The 23226-nt window shown below is 56.6% G+C and carries 1 protein-coding gene (running past one end of the window); it reads left to right on the forward strand.

What is annotated here, in order from left to right; translation table 11 throughout:
* Positions 1-23226: the 5' portion of an EAL domain-containing protein gene (locus WC859_07180; GenBank protein ID MFA5975935.1), read on the forward strand. Its footprint extends 11274 nt past the window's final position; 23226 of the gene's 34500 nt are visible here — the first part of the coding sequence; it begins with the start codon at positions 1-3; its stop codon lies beyond the right edge, outside the window.

Consider the following 23226-nt stretch of genomic DNA (forward strand, 5'->3'; position numbering starts at 1 on the left):
TTGTTGACTATTCTCAAACCAAGTCATCTCCGCTTATGTAAGCAGGTCGTTGCTCTTGGGACGACGGCTGCTTTTATTGTGACGCAGTGCGGCATGCAGCCGGTGTGGGCGTCGTTCAACGATTTCTTCGACAACCACCAGCGCAGCGGCGAAAAGCACGCACCTCCCGGCTACTCCACACCGGAAGAACTCCAGAAATACCTCGATTACAAGAACCGCGCGGCCAAGTCGCAGACGCAGGCCGAAGAGATGCTCGACCGCCAGAAGACGAAGGTGCTCGACAAGATCCAATCCGGTATCGACCATAATCTGCAAGAGACCCAGCAAACCACTGAGGACCTTTCCAAACAAGCCGAACAGGCCCGCAACAAAGTCTTCGCCATCCTCGGGCAGAACGCCCTCTTCAACTACGTCAAGTACGATGACGGCAAGATCATCCGCTTTAAGGACGGTCTGGCCAAGATCATCGAGAACGAGCGCATACTTGATGCTCACGGAAACGTCTCCATCCGCAATACCTATGACATGGATTACAACGAAAAACGCCTCCTGACTTCGTATGAATCCGATACAACGGACGCGCTCCGGAACACGTCGCACGTGAGCTGGAATGGTGCGCTGTACACGAGCGACTCGGTGTACTACGCGGACGATGATACGAACGCCCGCAAGGCCATGACGAACTACACGGAAACCATGACCGACACGTTCGGCAACGTGAGCTCGGTGATCTGGTCGAATGCGGTGTATGACGGCAAGCTCTTGATGGGGTATCACCAGGTAGCGACAGACATCCGCGGCAACCAGAGCACGAAAGACTGGTCCGGCGCCAAATACGACGGCAACAAACAACTCATTGAATTTACGGAAGTGACGCAGGACGCGCTCGGCAACCGACAGACGCGGAACTGGACCGGCGGGGAATATATTAAAAACCCGGGTTTCCGCGATGATTACCGGGACGCGGGCCTGGCCCAGGAAGCGCCGGAATATCTGCTCATCACCTATCACGAGACCGTGACCGATGACCAGGGAAATGTGACCCGCCGGGATTGGAGCGGAGCCAACTACAACAGTTTTGGAGAGCTCACGAGTTACAACGAAGTGAACACGGATGCCCTCGGCCGGCAGACCCGCATGGTGTGGGAGAGGGGCGAGTACGACCCTTACGGCCGTCTGACCGGTTACCGGCAGACCAATATCGATTTGGCAGGCGCCACGACCGTTACCGTCTGGAAGGCGCAAGGGTATGCGGACAACGGCCGCTTGCTGGGATACACCGAACAAAACACCGATGCGCTGGGTCTGGTGTCGACGAACGAGCGAACCACTATTCAGTACAACCAGCTGGGCGATATCCTGTCGTACAGCCAGAAGAGCACCGATCCGCATGGGAATGTTTCAAACAAACTCTGGCAGAACCCGTCTTATGACCGTTACGGCCGTTTGTTGGGCTATCACGAAACCACAACGGATTCCTTTGGTGTGGTGACGCAGCACACCTGGGCGAACACCCTCTACGATTCCAAGGGACGCTTCCTGTCCTATCACGAAGAGTTTACGGATGCCTTCGGGCACGCGTCGCAAAAGGATTGGGGGCAAGCGGTTTACGATGACTACGGTCGTTTGATGAGCTACACCGAAACCAACACCGACGTCTTCGGCAACGCCTCGGTCAAGGTCTGGGGAAGCAGCACCTACGATTACGCCGACCGCCTGGCAAGTTACACGCAGAGCGTGACCGACGCCGATGGCAACGTGACGACAACCGTCTGGCACGAAGGCTTGCCTGCCGGCGACACCTCTTCGGCTTATAACACCGCCAGCCAGCTGTTGAACTACTACGAAGACGTCACCGATTCCTACGGTCAGACAAGCCGCCGTCTCTGGCAGAACGGCTCGTACGATTCCTTCGGCAATCTGCAGGTCTTTGAAGAAACGCAGATTGATCCGGCCGGCAGCGCGGTCAAGCGCTTCTGGGGTTCTGGGAGTTACGACACCCATAACCGTCTCCTGTCTTATAAGGAAACCTGGACGGTGGTGGAGGGGGCTTTGACGGATGTTCCGCAGCGCACACGCCTGGTCCAAACCCATACCTGGACCGCCGGTGCTTATGACCCGTACAGCCGGTTGCTGGGCTACGAAGATGCCACCGAATCGGTGTCCGGCGTCCTTTCAACGGTGGTGGAGTCCAACGCGGTGTATGACGACTACAGCCGCAAGGTCTCCTACGAACAGGATTCGGTTGGTGCGGATCATCTTCGGTACCACACGAGGCATTTCCAGACCACTTTCGATAATCGCGGCCGCGTGATCGGCTATGTTGAAACCACGGTTTGTGACAGCGACCCTCAGATTACAGTCACCGATACCGTTACCGGCCGTTCGTATGACCGCGCCGGGCGCCTGACACAGGGAACCGAAACCACGGTGACGCTCGGCGTCGATCATTCCGGGGGTACGGTCAACGCGACCACCACCCGCACCACGCAGAACGCGGTCATTCAAAACGGCTGGCTCACCTCCTATGTCGAGACGATCATGACCACCGGGCAGGGCCCCACCGGCGAAACCTTGAACAGCCAGCAGGTTTTGACGGTGACTAATATAACGGCTTTTTCAGAAGTGCAATCCATGCGAACAACCGCCCCGGGTCTGGATCACACGGTCACGACCACCCGCACGAACGAAGTCCGCAATATCAATGGCCAGATCGTGGGATACCAGGACGTGATCTTTGACGAGGCCACGCCCGGCGGGACCATCACTGTGGTGCGAAGCCAGACGATCTTCGGGGCCGGCGGCGAAGTCCTGGGCTACCGGGAGGTGACCACCGATCTTCTGGGCGACACCTCGAACAAGGTCACTACCAATTTGGTCTATGACGGTTTGAAACGTCTCTTCAGTTCGGGTGAGACGTCCATTCGTGTCTCGGACGGCTTCAAATCCCTGCCCGATTCCTGGTCCGTGATGACGGACGCCCAGAAAACCGATACGATCAGCGCCCTGTTGACGGATTTCGGCAGCGTGCTGTCGTGGAATGATTTTACCGATGCCCAGAAACTGGATGTATTAGCCGGGCGCGAAGTGGTCTTGTCGGATGGCACCGTCCTTGAACTGGATGAAGCCAACGGGCAGGTTCATCTGACATTGACCGTTGAACAGACCACCAACCGCTTGACCACCCGCTACGATGTGCTGGGGCGCATGAGCCATTATGAGGAAGAAGTCTTAAATCCGGTCCAGGGCACGCTCCAGACCAGCACCTGGGACGCGGTGGCGTACAACGCCGCCTCGCTCGTCTCCGCGGACACCATGACAACGCTCATCCATTCCCAGAACATCTTTGTCTTTGACTACACACTGGTTACCCAGCGGGACAACGTCACGTACAACCGTTTCGCCCAGATGCTCGGGTATCACTCGGTGTCGACCGATTCGCGGGCACCGGGTCTTTTGACGGACAAACAGGTGATCGGTATTACTTACGATTCATTCGGTGTTGTCGCCAACCAGGACGAAACCACGCATCTGACCGGACGAACCGAGCAGGCGCTGCCGGATCTTGCGGACATCGATCCCAGGATGCTGGAAGGTTCCACGCTGCTCTTCGCCGGGAGCGAATTCAACTGGGACGATTTGACGGAGGATGAGCGAAACGAACTGCTCGCAGGGCGCGAGGTCGTCAAAGTGACCTCCGCAGGTGAAATCCGTCTGTCCTTGCAGCCCAGCGCGTCAACGGTTGTGATCGTGACCATGGATTTAACGACCCGTATCGTGCGCTCAAACGCCACCTTTGACGGCCGCGGCCATCTGGACGGGTATTTGGAAATCACGACCTCAACCGGGCTCAACTTGAACCGCACCGAAACGCACCTGCGCTCCGGCATGCTCTACGACAGCCACGGCCGCTTGCTTTCCTATCAGGAAACCGTTACTTCTTCGGATGCCCCGGCCATTATCATGAGCGTGTTCCGCTCAGGGATGCTCTATGACCCGCTGGGCCAGGTGACGGCTTATGAGGAAACAACTGAAGAATGGGACGGTACGCTGCTTTTGACGACGGCCCATACTCGCCGCACGGGCATCCTCTATGACGGCAGCGGCCGCCTTCTGGGTTATCACGAAGAAGTCCGGGGAACGGGTATTGTCGGGACCCGCGTCGTAGACCGGTCGGCGATGCATTATGACGGTGACAGCCAGCTCGTGTCCTACAACGAGATCACCGTGGATTCAGACGGTTATACGGCCGCGCTCATCGCCCGGAACATCACCTATAACAACCTGGCGCAGGAAACCAGCCGCCAGGAAACAACGACCTTCACCGCCCGTGACACCTCCGGAACTGAAATCTACCGACTCGTCACCACCCGCGAAAGATCCAACGCCTTATATAACTCTGTCGGACAGATGACCTATTACATTGACAGGGAAACCTCTTCCGACCAGCCCGAGGCCTTGAAGAAAACCGTCTGGTCGCGCGGCGCTTACAATGACCAGGGGCAGGTGGTCTCTTATCGCGAAAAGGTGTCAACCATCGGTAGTTCCGGTTCCAGCTCGATTGATCTCATCGTCACCACCCTGCGCCTGGTCACGACCTACAACCGGCGCGGCCTGGTAACTTCCTTCCAGGAAACCGAAGAAAGCTCGGTCACCCCGGATGTGCTCATTACCCGGACGACAACCGATATCGCCTACAACAATCAGAATCTGATGTCGTCTTACACGCAGACAGAGCTCGAGCAGGAGGAAACAACCACTGGCGGGCTTATGGATCTGAAGACGACGACAACCCGCCGATCATCGACGACCTATAACGAGTTGCAGCTTGTTTCGGGATACCAGGAAGAAGTCGAAACCACCGGGACCGTGGGGACGCAGAATCTGGACGTCACGCAGACCGTGACCGTCGCCAACCGCGTGTACAGCCGGGCCCGTATTTTGATTGATTACGACGAAACCCAGCACACAACGGCTTCCCCGGACGTGACCACGCAGATTCACTGGAGCGCGTCATCCGTGGATACGCTGGGACGCGTAACCGCCTATGATCAGACCGAGACGGCCGGTGCCACTGTTGTCACGACGCACCGGTCTACCATCACGTACGATGCCTTTAACCGGCTGGCGTCGTATCGCGAAGTCAGCACCGATTCTTCCCAGGCGGCGCTCCAGTCGGACGTGACGTGGGCAGGCACGTACAACGATCAAAGCCAGCTGATCGAATACCATAAAACGAGCCGCACCTACGATCCGTCGGATCCGACGCTCTATGACCTGACCACCACGGAGTCACATTCGGGTATCGCCTATGACGGTCTGGACCGCATGACGTCGTATGACGAAACGTATACGGACGGCCTGGGTTCGACCTATACAGGGACCTGGAGTGCCACCTACGATACTCTGGGGCAACTGGCCGGGTATATCGAAGAACTGGCGCAGACTGGTGAGGGGTTAAGCCTCACGCACCGCACCCAGCGCTCCGCCATGCTGTATGACAATCAGGGACGGTTGCTGTCGTATCAAGAGGATGTCGTATCCAGCGACGCGCCAGGTCTCGACAATCGGACGATTTATCACGTGGATCAGTATGACGGTTCCGGACGGGTGCAGGGCTTCACGAAAACCGAGCAGAAAGTGGACCAGACAAGCGGGGAGATTCTGGAAGAAACCGTCAGTGTCCGGACAAGCAACGTGTATGACAGCCAGAACCGACTGATAACTTACCAGGAAGTGCAAACCACCGGTTCGCTCGTTGCGACGATTCAGCGCACCGCCACCGCTTATAACGATTTTGGACTTCTCCTGTCCGATGCTGAGACCAAGCATGAGCAATCGACGGATTCCAGCTTGTCACTCGACATCGTTACCCAGGTACAAACCCTGTCTCGGTCTTATGACCAATTGGGACGTCTGGTTCAAGAGCAGACACGGGAAACGACCAATAATGTAACGACCACGCGAACCTGGGAGGTCCTCTCTTTCACCGCCACGTCACAGAACAGAGAAACCCGCGAGACCGTCACGAAAACAGGGCCGGGCTCGCCACAAGACGGTCAAGCGCCTGATGTGTGGCGCTTTGAAGTGGTGACGCAAACCTCCCGTACGAGCACCTACGATCTCCTGGGACGCCTGGCGTCCTACCACGACGTGGCAACGGATTCCTCGGCGCCAGCCGTCACCACGACCACGGATTGGACAGCCGTAGCCTATGACGACTACGGCCGCATCACAGACCTTGAAGATACCACCCATGAGACCGGGTCACTCGCCAACGGAGACACGCTTGATGTCACCACCCATCATTCCCGTGTGGATATCACCTATTCAGGCTACGACCTCGTGAACAGCTATCTGGACCAGGAAGAGAACCTGGCCACCGGTGTGATCACGACCACGACCCGCACAAGCAGCACCTACAATGCCCTCCAGCAACTGCGCGGCTACAACGAAACCGTGGTGACGTCGAATCCCAACGCCGGCACAGTGACGACGACCGTGGCCCGCGACCAGATGACCTATGACGTGAACGGGGCTTTAAACGCTTATCACGAGACCCGCGTTTCCGATGACGAGCCGAACGCGCAGGTTGAAACGACCTGGTCCGGGACGAGTGACGCGCAAGGACGCTTGACGGCCAGTACACAGATTGATCATAAGACATCGATCACGGGAGACGCGCTGGACGTGCTCACGACCACCGTGCGCACCGGCATCACCTATGATTCGCTCAACCGGCAGTCGGGGTATTCCGAATCCGTGACGTCGAGTGATTCGCCGTTTGTCACCGTCCAGACGGTGTACTCAAATAAGACCTATAACGCACTGGGGCAGCTGAACACCTATCAGATCGAAACCCACCGTTTGTCGAATTCCGGTACCGTCACGCTGGATGTGGAATCCACGGTTAGCCGGACGCAGACGCGTTATGACACGGCGGGACGAATCAGTTCTTACATGGAAGCGCGATATGACGCGCAGAAACCCGATGAAACGCTTACCGTGGTGTGGAACGCCGAGGAGTATACCGGGACCCTGCTCGTCGCCTATGGCGAAATTGATACTTCGGATGCCGGGTACACGGAAACGCATCATGTCACGGGAATCCTCTACAACAATCACGGTCAAAAGACCGCGCAAGCCGAATCAGTCCATACCCAGGCGGACGGCTATGACGTGACCGAGACCAGGAACCGCGCCGGTATCCTTTATAACGACCTGGGGCAAATGACCGATTACCAGGAAACCGAGACATCGACCGGCGCCTCCGCGGTGACAAAGACCACCGAGTGGGAAGATGGGGTCTATGATCAACAAGGACGCTTAAGCACTTTCCACACCACCGTTCAAACCAACGGCGGAGGGCTGGCGGTGGTTCTGAATACGTACCGCACGCTCACGCGCTATGACAATTACGGGAATGTTGTTGAAACCCTTGAAAACGCCGTTAATCAGACCGCGAGCCCGGATTTGCAGACTACCACGCACTGGACCGGCCAAACATGGAACAACCTCGCTCAAATCACCCAGTACACGAATGAAGTGATCTCAACGGACACCTCCAGCGGCGGGGTGCTGGCCACCGAGACCACGCTCCGAAGCGCGATCCAGTACAACGGTCTGGGTCAGACCCTGTCCTATACGGAAACGCAAACGACTTCTGAGACGCCGGATCTGATAACGACTGTCACCTTCTCGAACGCAACGTATACGGCGGTGGGGCAACTGGTGTCATCGCGGGAAGTGACGCTCGAGACCGGCACGCTGGCTGATGGCTCGACCCTTAACAAAACAACGGAAACCGTGCTTCAGGAGCGCCGCTACGACACCCTGGGGCATCTGGCCTATGAACGGACGCTCACGACCGAAGACGGCGCGGCCACGCAGGCTCGGGTGTGGCAGAACGCCACCTATACCAACGCCGGACAAGTAACGGGATACACCGAAATAGTCACCCGCACGAGCGCCACGCTGAATGTCACGCAGAGCACTCAACGCTCCACTATCCAGTACGACGCGGCCGGCCGGCAGATCGCTTACCATGACAGCATCGTTTCTTCGGACGAGTCAGGGCTCCTCACCACAATCGATTACGCCAACACCGCCTATAACGCGCTCGGGCAACTGGTGTCCTACAGCAAAGACACGATCAAGCAAAGCCAGTCCGATAACGGCGCTACCTATAATTCACGTGTTATCACCACCCGCTCGAACCAGGTCTACCGCTCGCTCAGTTGCGTCGCCTCCTATGATGAGGAAGAAGACGACCTGACCCTCGGTCTCCAAACGACTACGCACCGCGACGGGATCACGTACAACGGTTTCGGCCAGATCCTGTCGTATACGGACGCCATTCATAAATCCGATATCACCGCGCTCGGCAACCTGGCGTCCCTGGAACTGGATATTGAAACGACAGCGACCCGGCAAAACCAGCGCTATGACGCGTACGGGCGCCTCATCCATTACGAAGAAACCACGGTGGATCAAGACCTGCAGGAAACCGTCCAGTGGGACGGGGCCCTCTCGGTCGACGGGCTTGTGACCGCTTACAGCCAGACGCTGGTTAAAACAAATCTCGCGACCGGCACCGTGTATGAAACCATTCGTACCACGTACCACGATGCCGTGTTCGACACCTCTGGACGCGTCACCTCTTATACGCAGGAAACACGCGATTCGAACTCGCCGCTCCTGGTTGAAATCCTGAACTGGTCCGGCTCCGTCTACAACGCGTACGGCCAGCTGACCGCTTATCAGGAACGGATTCAGAGAGATGGCCTCATCACTACGAACGTTTATTCAAATATCCAGTATGACGCGCAAAACCAGCGCTCCGCTTATACGGAAACCATCACCTCGACTGACAAGGCGGATGTGGTCGAAGTCCAGACCTGGAGCGGACTGACCTATTACGTGGGGGGATATCTCCGGGACTATACCCTGGATACCACGCAGACCGGCACGCTCTCGACCGGTGCTACCCTGAACATCCGGACCCATACGGTGCGCTCAGGAGCTACCTATAACACCCTTGGGCAGTTGACCGGCAGTGTTGATACCAGCGTCTCGTCAGATGCGCCGGATGTGACTGAAACGGCGACGAGTTCCGAATTGACCTACGATACCCTGGGCCGTCTCCTGACCCGGAGGGACGAAACGCACAGCGTTTCCACTGACGGAACGCTTGATCTCACCGAAACCACGGAACAGATTTCAGTGACCTATGAAGATGCTACCGGGCTTTTAATCGGATCAGTCCAGCAAATGACTTCGAGTGCCTCGCCGGATATCTTGACCACCATCACCCGGACCGGCAACGTCTATAACGGCATGGGCCAGGTGGTTTCTTATACGGATACCACGGTTCAGACCGGGCCATCGCTTCAGACCGAATCCATTGATACGCGTTACGGCATCACGTATGACACGCAGGGCCGGATCGTGTCTTATCACGATTCGCTACGAGAGCTTGTGGGAACGGAGGACGGAACATCCTACTACACCACGACCACCGAAGACTGGACAGCCACCGGATACAACGGGTTCGGCCAGTTGACCGGCTGGGATGAAACAAACGGCGTTGGGGCCTATGGCACATTTGAAAAGCACACCGCTAACGTTACCTATGACAATCAAGGTCGTCGCCTGTCCTATCAGGAACAGGGGACCAGCCAGCAGAGCGGCGACTATACCAAGACCTGGAGCGCCGCTTCTTACAACGGCAAAGGACAACTCGTCTATTACGTGGAATCCGGTTCAAACGCGGAAGACGGCAACTATACAACGACCTGGGACGCCCGTTCCTATGCCGACGCTTACAACACGAGCGGCCAGCAGCAGCACTATCTGGAAACGATCGTCCGGGATTATGGCACGGATGTGGTGGGGCAAACCAAGACAACCACGCGGGAATGGAAAGAGGCCGAATACAACGACCTGGGACTTCTGGTCAGTTACGCTGAAGACACCCTGACGGTGATTCCCGGCGTCACCTCCACCCGCAGCCAGAAGGTGTGGAAAGCAGGAGACTATGACGCGCAGGGCCGGATTCTATCCTATGAAGAAACCACCACGACCGATTATTATGATCCAACCGCAACGGTCCAGACGCTTCTCTACCACGAAACCCTGACGCATACCTGGCAGAACGCTGATTACAACATACAGGACCGCGGGGTCCTGCGAGGCTTTGAGGAAGAAAGCGTCCGCACCGTCACCAGCGCCTCTGGCGCGGTGGCGGTCGACGCCACTTCCAGCTTGACGCGTAGCGCCTCGACTTACGATGCCTACGGACATCTGCTGTCGTATCAGGAAACCGGGACAAGCTCTTCTTCGGGATACTACGAGAAAACTTGGACGGCCACGGGTCTGGATGCTCTGGGCCGCGCCACCGGCTACACCGAAACCGGCTATTCGGAGTCCAACGGCGTTAATAACTACACCCGCTCCACTATCACATACGATTCGAACGGATTTGTGACCGGTTATCACGATGAAGGCGTGATTGGCAATACCTATACGCGCAAGGATTGGGGAATCGCGGCCACGTTCCAGTACCTGACGGTAACGCAGACGCCTGTTTACGACGCGCTGGGCCGCATCCAGTCTTTCGCTGAATCCGGATGGACGGAAAACGGCTGGTTTGAACGGTCCCAGACATCGCTCATCTATAACGCACTCTCCCAGGCGCTGGGATATCAGGAAACAGGCTGGAGCCTCTCGCTGGGCAACTACACCAAGATCTGGAGCGATGCCACTTACGACACCTCTGAGCGCATCCGGTCGTATTCCCAATCCTTGACCAGTTACGGTCAAACCACGGCCACTCAGTGGCTCGTGACGCTCGGTTATAACGACAAGAGCCAGCTCCTGGGTTACGAAGAAACCGGAACCGTGACCGATGACGCCACCAGCGTTGTCAAAGAAACCTATGTCACGGATTGGCTCGCCAATTACGGGGATTCTTATGATTCGCTTGGCGAACAGCAACATTTCACGAGCACGACCGTCACGCATTCGGCCGATTCCGGCGATACCACCACGGTCCGTGAATGGAGCCAGGGGATCTACGATGCGAGCGGCCGCCTGCTCAGTTACCGCGATGCCACGGAAACCTCCCGCGTAACGTCGGATGGAACGCAGACGTCTGACTCGGTGGTCATCCGGTTGAATACCGCCTATTACACCGCCGCTGATGAGACAACCGATGCCCAGCATATCCGCGGCATGGTTTCGGGATATGAAGAGCTCAGTCTGGATTCGAGCGCTTCTGAAATGCCGGTCCAGACCATTGTCGACAGCATGTCTTATGACGCGCGGGATGGCCGGCTTCTGAGCAGCCAGACCGTGACCGCGGAGGAAGATGTGACGGCCGGAATCCTGCGGCGGTTCTCGGAATGGCTCAGCGCCTTTGATTTCTCGGGAGATGGTGTTCAGCCCGCTTTGACATTGACGCTCTCAGTGGCGTCGCTCCTGGGCTTCTCGAGCACAAATGTTGAAGAAGCCAAGGCCTGGCTCGAGACCTACTTGGCGGATGTGGAAGGGCTGGATCTTCTGGAAGGATTGCTGGATTCGCTGGCGGCTCTGTTCCCTGAATCCGGCATCGCCGGCGACATCAGCACGTCTTTGGCAGCGCTTATGGCGCAAGTCCAGGCTGCCTGGCCAAATCTGGGTACCGCGCTGGCGGCTTTGCAGACGCAGGTGGCGGCGTTATTAGCCGGGATTGATTTCGGGCTCTTGCCGCTGGTCCCTTCCGCTGAGTCGGCGTATGCCAAGCTGCACCCGTTTGATTACACCGCCACCATCACCAACAAGACCAATATTCAGTATGACAGCCGCATGCGCGCCATTCAGTGGGTAGAAACTACCCAAACTACCACCTCCCAGCAAAAGACCACGGTTTCGGAAGTGCAGGTCACCTACATCGGCGATACCCAGCGGCAAGCCACCTATGACGCTCGCATCCACGAAACCGGCTACGACAACGCCGGGGAGGCGCTGGATAAGGTTACCCATCTTTTCCGGTCGGATTACAGCTACAACGCCCTGGACCAAGCCAGCGCCTACCTGGAAATGACCTTTGAGAACGATTCGCTGACTGTAGACGATGTGGTGACGCCATGGTCCGCGCTGACCACCGCGCAAAAAGTCGCCCTAGCCGCCAGTCTGGCAGTCGCCTCTGGCGGGTCGGAAGTCAAAGAGGTGGTTTACCTCAACCGCTATCAGAACATTACCTACAACGCTTCCGGGCAGATGAAAGACTATGACCTGACAACCTATAAGAAGGGGTATACGCTTGAAGCGTTGTCTGAGCTCGCCAGCATTCAGCAATCCATTACAGATTTGACCGCCATGGTCCAGAACCAGACCAGCAGCGTGACCTCGGCCCAAGCCGCGCTGGCCACGGCCAATCAGGAATGGCTCGCGGCTTACAACGAAGCCGAATCAGTCCTTGGCATTGATCTGCCGGATGCCTCCAACGCGCAAGCCGTCATGGAAGCTCTTTCAGAGTACGAACAAACTCTCTATCTGGCGGAGGGAAGCGAAGAAAATGCACTGGAGGCGGCGCAGGAAACTCTCAATACGCTGATTGCTGATCTCTCCAGCAAGGCCTCGCAAGTGGCTGATTATCAGCGCGTCTTGTCGGACGCGATCATAAATTGGCAGAGCGCGGTCTCATCGCTGGATAGTTTTGTCAGCGCCCAGCTTGCCATCAGGGATTCTCTCGATGCCTGGGTCAGCCAGCTTGTGAGCGATCTGAACACTCTCGCCGTTTACCAGTCCAATGGCAGCGCTTTGCAGGCCGCGGAGCAGACTCTCTTTAACGATTTGGATCAATGGGCTGCCTTGGCCGCCGCGGCGCGCGCCGCTTCGGCGGCATGGGATACGTCTTTGGCCATGAATACCGCACAGCAGGAGGCATTGGCCGATTGGAATCCTGATACGGCGATGAACGCGCTTGTGGCGCAGGCTCAACGGATTCAGTCGGATGTATCCGGGCTCATTGATCAGTTCACCACGTTGCAGACGAATATTCAGACACTCATTGATACGCCCAATACCGGATATCAGGCGGTTCGAGACAGCGCTCTTGAGGCTTACTCCAACGCGGCAACAATTCTGGCTAACGCGGAAGCCGATCTTTTGCAGAAAAGAATCCTTTTGTATGGAAACGATCTGATTCAAGACGCCAACGGGGGTCTCTACGGCACGTATTACACCGACGACGCCAAAGTCACCGCTCTGCAATCCCAGATCACCAGTATTCAAAACCAATTGACCGCCACTGCAGCGGCGATCGCCGCGATGAACGGTAGTACTCTGGCGAGCGAATCGCACGAGGTCTATTGGTATAACCGGCACACTCAAGCCCTCCGCACATCGATAACCGTTGAAGGAGATCATGTCATCTTTAACCGGAGATATGACATGGAGGACAAGGGGGAGAGTTACTATAACCTGGCCCTGTACGATTCCGCTTCGATCCGGAGCATGGCGCAGGCGTATGGGGTCTATACCCAGGCCGTTCAGGATTTCGCCAATCTTCTGGACCAGCGGGCGAGCTTACAGGATCAACTGACAAGCCTTCAAAACCAGCTGGGTCCTGTGGTGGCGGCCCGCGACGCGGTTCTGGCGACAATCCAATCTTATGAACAGAACGAGCTGGCAGTTTCTCAGGCAGCCTGGGAGGCCGCTTCGGCTGAGGTTTCGAGAACGTCCGGTCTCTATAACGCGGCCCAGAGCGCACTCGATACCGCGAATAACGTTGTCACCATAACGGACCAGTATTTGAACGGCTACGAGTCGTTCCAGGGATTGAAAAATATCAGAGACACGCTCAGCAGTCTGATCGGCAGCGCGAACGGGGTGTCCGGCCTGGCGGCTTTCACTTACTCGGCACTTAATATTCTGAATACTCAGATGAAGCCGCTCGCGACGGAATGGAGGACGGCGTTTGACAACAAACAAACCGCCCAGTCGACCTATGACGCGGATGCGGCTGCAGTGAGCACTGCCCGTCATGCCCGTGAAAAAGTGGAAACCGTCATGGCTGATATAGAAGCCGGCGTCGACAATGTGACGGAGGCAACATCGGATCTCCAGACGGTTCAGGAAGATTTGACCAGCATGCAGACGGATCTGACCGCGGAACAGGCGCGAGCCAGCACGTTCTTGACCGGGAGTACGTTCTTGATCGGTTCCCAGCAGGTTGTGCTGCAGACGTCGGACGCCACGACGCTCGTTAACGGAGGCAGTGTGGTGCTGGCCGGCCAGACCTGGACGCTGACCACGCTCAGCACGGATGCCAGCGTCAGAGTCAAGGCGGATGCCGGCGCCGTCTCCACCGTGGCCCGGCGCAACATGTCCTACAACGGTCGCGGTCTCCTGAGCACCTATGAAGAAACGACCTTCACCGGGACCTCCCTGACCGTCAATTCCGTGACTCGGCAGTGGAGCGATTTGTCAGAGACTGAAAAGAGCGGCATCTTTGCCGGAACGCTGGTTGTCCAATTGGCCGGCAACGGCACCTTCTCAGTCAATCAAACGCTTTCGACAGCCTACAACGCCGCCGCTCAAGTGACCGGTTCCGTGGTCCGTACCCGGGAAATCAGCCAGCAGGGAAGCGATGTCTATAACCATTCCTACGTGACCACCATGAGCGGCATGGAATACGATCGGCTGGGTAACCTGACGCAGTACCACAAGGTAACGCAGGAAGACGCCGATGCCAGCGGGCAACCCGGCAAGGTTACCGAGGAATACACGCTGGCAGCCATGACGTATGACTCTGAAGGCCGTCTGCTGACCTCTCACCTTTCCGTGACGGAGAGTGTGCCAAGCCTTACCAGCACCGAAGAGGATCCGGTTTACGACTACCAGACCACCTCCGAAATCACAACCACGGTCCAGGCCTATAACGAATTGGACCAGATCTCGCGCATGACCCGGATCACGGTGACCGGTGACCGGGCTGTCATGGAAAACACGATTGTCGATAACAAGTACAACACGCAGGGACAGTTAAGCTACAGCAAGTACGAGGTTGTGGAAACAACGGCAGATCAGGTTGACCAGCTGTATGCCGGTAACCCGGCCTTGAACACACTGGGCCGGTATTACACGCTGGAATCCTGGGATCAGACCTACAACGCGCGGGGTCAGGTGCTGCATCAAATGCGTCTGACCAAAGAATCATCCAAGAGCACGCTCGAGGACATTGCCTATCAGTATGACGCGCTCGGCCGGGTTTCGACGGTCCGTTCCGAGTCGCTGGAAACCGGTGTTACCACAGATGTTCATGGAGAGACGTCTTACTACTATCGTTCCTCGGTTATCGAGACCCATAACTTAAGCTTCAATGCCGCCGGCCAGGTCCTGCGCCAGACCCAAACCATCACCGAAGGCACAAAGACCACCGTCAAACAAAGCCTGGAGGACATGACGTATGACTCCCAGGGCAGACTCCTGCATTCCCGTGAAACGATTACGGAAACAACCGGTTCACTAGCACATACCTACGAAGTCACGCTGGATATTGCCCAATATGACGCGTCCGACCGGGTGGTCCGGCAGACCCGTACAACGATTGATGAGGGCATGAAGACGGTTGAATCCAATGTGGATACAGAAGACTTCCAATATGACGCACAAGACCGCCTCCTCCGTCAGGTCATGGATGTCACAGAGACATCCATTGACGCTTCGGGACAGGAGACGTCCGATTACCGGAAGAGCTACCGGCAGACCCTGATCTATGACGCATACGATTCCGTGGGCCAGTTGTTAACGTCGACCAAAATCACAGAGCTGCAGGACAGCGATGGATACACCTGTGTGACCGAAGTGCAAAACACCTACGTCTACAACGTGCACGGCCAGGTGCTGGAAGATGCGGCCATTCAGCGCTCGTATCAGATGGATTCTACCGGGACGATTGTGTCGGACAAGACCACGACCTCCGTGACGGTTGTTCCCGTGTCCGGCTACAACTCGAGCGGCCAGATGACATCGTTTACGTCAGTTTCGTATGAGGGCAGTACCATCCGCATTAGGCGGGCGGGCGCGTGGGTGGATGTGTCCTGGAATGACCTCACGGGCCAGGAAAAGCGCGACCTGCTTTCCGGTAACTTAAACGCCAGCCTCGATTCCTCCGTCGTCTTGACGGAAATGGAAAGCGTGACCTATAACGCCAAACGCCTGATGGAAACCTGGCAGAGTACCGCGCGCGTGATCGGGCCGGTCACAACGGAGCTGGAAAGCCTCATGAGCACCAGTTTCTCGGACTTTACGATGACGGCCTCCGAGCGCGCCTACAATCTCTCGGTCTTTAACGACTTGCTGAGCAATGCCACCCTCATTTTCTCGGACGGCAGTACGCTGGCGGTCGCTGATCTGACCGATGACGAAAAGCTGCTCCTCATGAGCGCCGCGACAACGACAGGCCTGAGCTTGAGAGGGACGCTTTTGTCGTCAGTTCAGATCCGGGTGCCTGTTGATAATTCCACGGTGACGTTGCGTCTGAACACGACTTACAACAGCCTGGGCCAGGCGACGGCCTATGACGAGGTCGCCCTGGAAGGGACTGGATGGGTGCTCAATGGACGCTACTCTGCGGCCGGGTCGCAGTCGAATCTGACGAGTATCTGGCAGCGTCTGCAGGGGGCCGACAGCATCACGGCGGCGGATATCCCGTACATTCCGAATACGTATACGACCTGGACGCACATGACGGACCTGTCCTATTCCCAGGATGGGGAAGCGATCTCCTGGACGCAAACCACACAGGAAATCCAGCTCCTGATGAAGGATGTTCTCCAGCCCGAGTCCGATGGGACCATCGCTTTGGCCGTGAACCGGTTCAGCTCCAATATTCGTGAAGAGACAGTCAAAAACGCGGCGGGCGATGAAATCGCCACCAAAGATACGACGGTCAACGCGGACGGGTCGACCACCTCCAGCTGGACCTTCTACAACTACGACGATCAGGGGCGGGCAGTGGACGTTCTCTCGATTACGAAAAATACCTCCTCCAATGGTTCATCCGACGGTTGGGTCGTCCGAAGCACGCATGTTGACAGCTTTATCAATCTCCAGAACCGGGATCTGTACGGGCAAACGACGACGCAAAAGATTTCGGATGTAGACGTTTCCGAGGTGCTTCTGAACGGGTTGATCGGGTCGCTCTCGGCCTATGTGGCGGCGCATTCGGATTTCGCCTCACAGGTCGCCGGTGCCTTTACGCAAACATCGGATTCCAATACCACGCAGGAAGTCACATCGTATGCGTATGACGCCACAGCCGTGCCTCCGCGCATTTGTCAGACAACGGTCACCACGATCAATGGCGACAACGTTGCGACGGTGGACCAGACGCAGTATTACTACTCTCAGTCGGGCGACACCAAACCGGCGAGCACCCGCACCGTTCATGTGACCGAACCGGTTCTGGACGCAAACGGGGCCTGGATACCGCAGGCAACCGATTTGACGACAGTCGAAGACGCCTCTTACAGCTACAACGCCGACGGCGTGCTCTCGCACAGCGAAATCCTGATCATTAATGAAAGCGGCGCACGCTCGGTTGAAATAACGGACTATACGACAGACGCCAACGTGGTCGTCAAAACGGTCAAGAAATTGATCACGGACCGGACCGGGGATCTGACGGTGGAGTCCAGTACGGTCGGGCAATGGAATGATTTCCGGTCCTATTCCGGCGGCGGGCAGATTACAACAGAAACAACGCTCTATACCTACACCGGTTCGCAGGTGACCGAGTCACGCGTTTTGACGGTTGACCCGCTTGGCGCCACCACTGTGGAATACAACGCCTATGAGTACGATTCAAACGACCGCATCAGCCGGTCGACCAATATTTCGGTCGAAGGCGTGGCCGTAGAGACCATTGATCTGAGGACATATGATTTCAATTCCGCTGATTATCCGACGACAATAACCGTCCGCGATCAATACACCTATATTACCCAGGGATCCGCGGCGAATTTGCCGTCCGGCTATCGTGAAACCATCACGTCTTCGGATTCTTTTGGTAAAACGACCGTGCGTGTCGTCAGCGGCATCCAGTACGACTCTCAGCGCCGCCTTATCTACAGCGAGGCGGATGAAACGGATAGTTACTCCTCCGGCGGCCAGACCCTTCCAGACGTCACTCGCCAGGTCGTGATCACGGCCGGTTATGACGACCAGGCCGGGTACGACGCGTACGGGAATCTGCAGAATATTACCCGCACCACCACTGAGCGCGGCATCGTGACTGTCGAGCGAATCCATAACACCTATTCCAGTTCGGACGGGCGTGTCATTTCAACGCATGTCCTGACGCATGAAGAAGACATCGAGACCGGTGGATCGTCTTATTCCCGTGATTTTGAGCAGACCGTGACCTATCTGATTTTTGATTCGCTTCAAAACCGTGTTTTGTCACAGGTCAGCGTGATAATTGAGGGGACGCGCCGCACGGTTGACTACACCCTTTACACCTATGATGCCCTGGGACATGTGACGCTGACCAATACCAACAGGACCGAAAGCTCAACAATCGACACCGATGCTTTATCCTCCTTTTCAGCCGTCGTCACGCAGGCAACGTCTTTTAATGATTTCGGCCAGACAACCGCCTATGAACGGACAATCACGCAAGGCGACACGAGAAAAGTCGAAACAGTTACCGGGTTGACCTACACGAGCTACGGCGCTGTGTTGACCAGCCATACCGAAGCCGTGGAAACCGACGTTACGACCGGCGGAACACTTCTGTATAACCACACGATTACCGATCTGGTCAACGACTATGACCCGGACATGGGCCGTGTGACGGCGTATACGCAGACAGTTGCCGATCTGGATTCCAACACGATCGAGACCGAAACCGCGACGAATCTTCAGTACAACGCTTCCGGCCAGCTGGTCTCCCAGCAATCCGTATTTCATAAGCAGGATACTCTGAGTGCCTCCAATCCTGGCGCCGTGCTGGACCAAACGTACACGGTCATTTCGTCCGGAAACCAATACAACGCCTTGGGGCAACTTGTGGCCTGGAACCGGTTGACCATTGAAGGGGATCACCAGACCCGTGAAGTTGTCACAGGAGCCACCTATAACGCTGACGGGCAGATGGCATACAGCCATTCTGTCGTGACTGAAATGGACTCGACCGGAACGGTGCTCAACCATACGTATACGGCCGATACAACCTACATCTATAACACCCTTGGCCAGTATCAGCACATCACACGAGTGACGACTGATGGCAGCAAGATCACAACAGAAGTGTCCCGGCAGTTAACCTACAACCGGTATGGGATGATGACCGCTTCGATTTACGACATCACCGAGCAAAATGCGGCCGATGGCGAGATTTTGCAGGGCGCCACGCTGAACCATTCGTACGTGGTTTCGACGCAGAGTACGTTTGATGCGCTGGGACGCGTGGTTTCATCCATCAAAATCACGACGGATGGCACGTGCGTGACAACGGAAGAAACCAGTGGTTTGACTTATCTTCGCGACGGCCAGCTGACCGGCAGTACGGTGGTGGAAACCGAAACTGGACCGGGATATACCCAAATGACCCGCATCGTCACATCTGGGATTACTTACAACAGCCTGGGTCAGGCTCTTTCGTACACGCGGTCGACAACGACGCTTAATCCAGTGACCGGCGCCGACAAAGACGAGTCATCCATCGAAACCGCGACTCATTTGACATATAACCTCAACGGGCAACTGGCCAGTTCAGATAGCCTCTATCAGAAAATCGAGCCTGAAGCGACCTTAAGCCGCGTTGTGACGCAGAATACGTACAACGATCTGGGGCAGATTATTCGCGTTCAAAAGACGACAGAAACGGAAGATCCGGCATCGGGCGCGCTCATCAAGACAACGACGGAAACATCCCTCAGTGACTCGACCTACGACACGAACGGCCGGTTGTATTCTTCGGAAACGCGGTACCACGAAGTGGGCGCGGCGGATCCGGGAGACGGGGTTCTGGACCATACCTACACCCTCCGGACGGATGCCCTCCGCTACAACGCGGCCAATCAGGTGGCCGGATACATTCGAACAACCATTGACGGCAACAAGTCCATTTCTGAAGCTATTCAGGGGGATATCAACTACGACGCCGAGGGACGCATCATCGTCCAAAGCGCGCAAATCCATGAGACCGGCAGCGATGGGACCACTACACTTGATCATACCTACAGCCTCTTGACGAGAAACCTCGCTTTTGACTCCTCAAACCGGGTGATCCGAAGTTTCCAGGAAACCATTGATAACGCGCGGGTTTTAGATGTGACGACTGATGGAATGACGTATGACGCGCAGGGCAACCTTCTCAGTTATACCCGCACGTCCGTGGAGGGGGACAAGGTCACCATTGAACAGACACTGAGTGACTCGACGTATGACGTCTTCGGCCGATTGACCTCCAGTCACGTGCGGGTTACCGAACAGACGACCGGCGGCGCCAGCCTGGCGATGGTCCAGGATGTCGTGACTCAGAACACGCAATTTGACGGGGCGGGCCGTGTCGTGCAGTTTAATCGGACAACGCAGTTTATGATGCAGGGGGCTGTGGTCAAAACCATCACCGAGACCACCTTGTCGGACAATACCTACAACACCCTCGGATTGCTTTTCTCCACCAGCTTGAGTGTGCATGAAGTCGATGCGCCGTCCCAGGGCGCGGTGGACGGTCTGGAAAAAACCACTCAGGTAACCATTCTCAACAGCGCCTACACCGCACAGGGACTCGTGGCCCGCTTCACGCGCGTAACGGTTGACGGTTTGAAAACAACAACCGAAACCTCTTTACAGGACCAGACCTACGATAACAACGGCCGCATGGCCAGTTCGCACACCAGCATCCGGGAAGAAGCGCCCGGACTGGACCATACGTACCAGTCCAACATTCTGGAAACCTACTATAACGCCCAAGGCCAGATCGTCTATCTCCAGCAGCAGCGCGTCGACTATGACAAAACCGTCCAGGAGGATATCACGGGTTTCACCTACGACGCTTATGGACGCGTGACCCACCGCCTGTCCTTTACGGTGGAAACCAGCGATGTCCTCACGGCATCCGACGGAGGGGCGTATTACCATTCATATATCAGCGAACAGAGCACCTTGGCTTACAACACGCTGGGGCAGGCGCTCGAAACCCAGACCACCCTCTCCGGAGATAACGGAGCCCCTGATCGTGTTCAAACCCTTCACCGCTTCGCCATCAGCTACGACAGGAGCGGCCAGATTACAGGCTACACCGAGACCGCGCATTCCAGCGCCGCGCCCAACCGCGACGTCACGACGCAGCGCACCGCCATCGTTTATAACGCCATCGGCCAGATGACGAGCTGGGTCGACCAGGAAACGTCCAGTTACCTCGTCAACGGACAAAGTCTGGATCTGAGCGCCCTCGTGGCCAGCATTTCAGCCAACAGCCTCCTCTCGTACGTCGACCCGAGCGGGCAGGCGTTCGTGAATTTGACGCTCGAGGATTTTATCAACCAGATTGCCAACACCTACTCTCAAACAGACGGCTCCGCATTGGCGAAGGAAAACGTCTATACCTTTTTTAAAGACATTCTGAATCAGGCCCTGAGACCGATTCTGCAACAACAACTGGGCAGCAACTATTCTGAAGATATCCTTACGATGGCGGTGGATTCCATCCTGGCGGGATTGTCCGATCTTCGGGATGACCAAGGCACCCCGGTCACCCTGCTGACGGCCGGCGAGGTGCTGTACTCCGTGCTGTCCCAGGCGCTGGACTCCTACCAAGACGACGAGGGAGACGCCGTCGACCAATTCAGCATCGATAATTTGGTCAGCAATAACACGCTCGACAGCAACCACAACCGCATCCAGGACATGACGCTCCGTGACGTGTTCAGGCAGATTCTGGAATCGTCGTTCGTGACCCAAGGCATGAGCGAAGCAGCGGCCTCGACCCTGGCCGGACAGCTGCTGGCGACGATGAACATCCCGGCCTGGGCACTTGACGAAACCCTTTCATATATCCAAACCCTGCCGGCGGAGGATGTTGACAACTACGGCGCTTCGCTGGTCAACACGTCCCTCAAGACCCTGCTCTATAACGCCCTTTTCCGGGAAATGAACCCGGTCAATTTGTCCGCCGTATTCAATCAGGTCTTGAACGGCGACCTCTCCGGCTACCGGCTTTCCGATAACTCTCCGTTGGGACAGCTCACGTTTGGACAGCTTCTGGGCGCTTCGCTCGGGGTATCGAGTTATTCCCTGAGTTCTCTGGCCGCTGCCATTACCTCACGTCTGCGCGATACGTTCCAGGGATACGCCCAGAAAACAGGGGTCGGTTCCACGGTTTCCAATGTGACCTATGACACGTTGGGCCGGATGACCGGAAAAACCGAAATCAAATCGTGGCAGGAGATCGGCGGGGGCGGTATCCCCGGTCTGGATAGCGGCTGGACCCATGCGACGGCGACGGTTGTGACGGAATATGCGTATGACGGGAACTCCGACCGCTTGAGCGGCCAGACGGTCCATGCGCAGGGAACCGGAACGTATGCATCCGATGCGACGATTCAGGGATATGGAATTGACCTGTATTACGTCGAAGGCAATATTCAATATGACTCTCGCGGGCGGCAGACGCTGAGCGATTCCGTCACCGTCGGGCCTCTCCATTACACGTACTACACCTACAAGAGTTATGGGCTTGGACGTGGAAAGGTTAAAGACGTCAGTGAAGATGCCTACGCCCAACGCGTGGCGACGTTCTCGCACAATCAAACGTTTGCCTTCAACTCGTACGGCCTGCCCGTCGGTACCCGGACGGATTATACGCGCGACGACCGCAATGGGACCCGGGGTTGGAACGTGGAGACCAATATTGTCTATGACGCCAACGGCCAGAAGATCAGCAGTCAGATGCAGGGATGGAACCAGGTCGGAGAAACCGACGACCCAGGCGCCGGAGGGACCAACGGACCAGCCGCCCTGAGCCTGATTTCGACATGGAACTCCACCAGCAGCCATATCTATTTGGCGGGTCAGATCAGTCAGTTAGGTGCGGCGGTGGCGGCGGCCGGGGCCTCATACGGCGCACAACGGTGGATCTCGACCCAGAGTCATGGAACCAATAACTATGTCTACGATGCTTTCGGCAATGTGGATGAGAAAGCCACCCAGGCCGCCAGCCGTATTACAACG

The sequence above is a fragment of the Elusimicrobiota bacterium genome, assembly GCA_041660185.1.
In the GTDB taxonomy this organism is placed as follows: domain Bacteria; phylum Elusimicrobiota; class Elusimicrobia; order 2-01-FULL-59-12; family 2-01-FULL-59-12; genus JBAZWU01.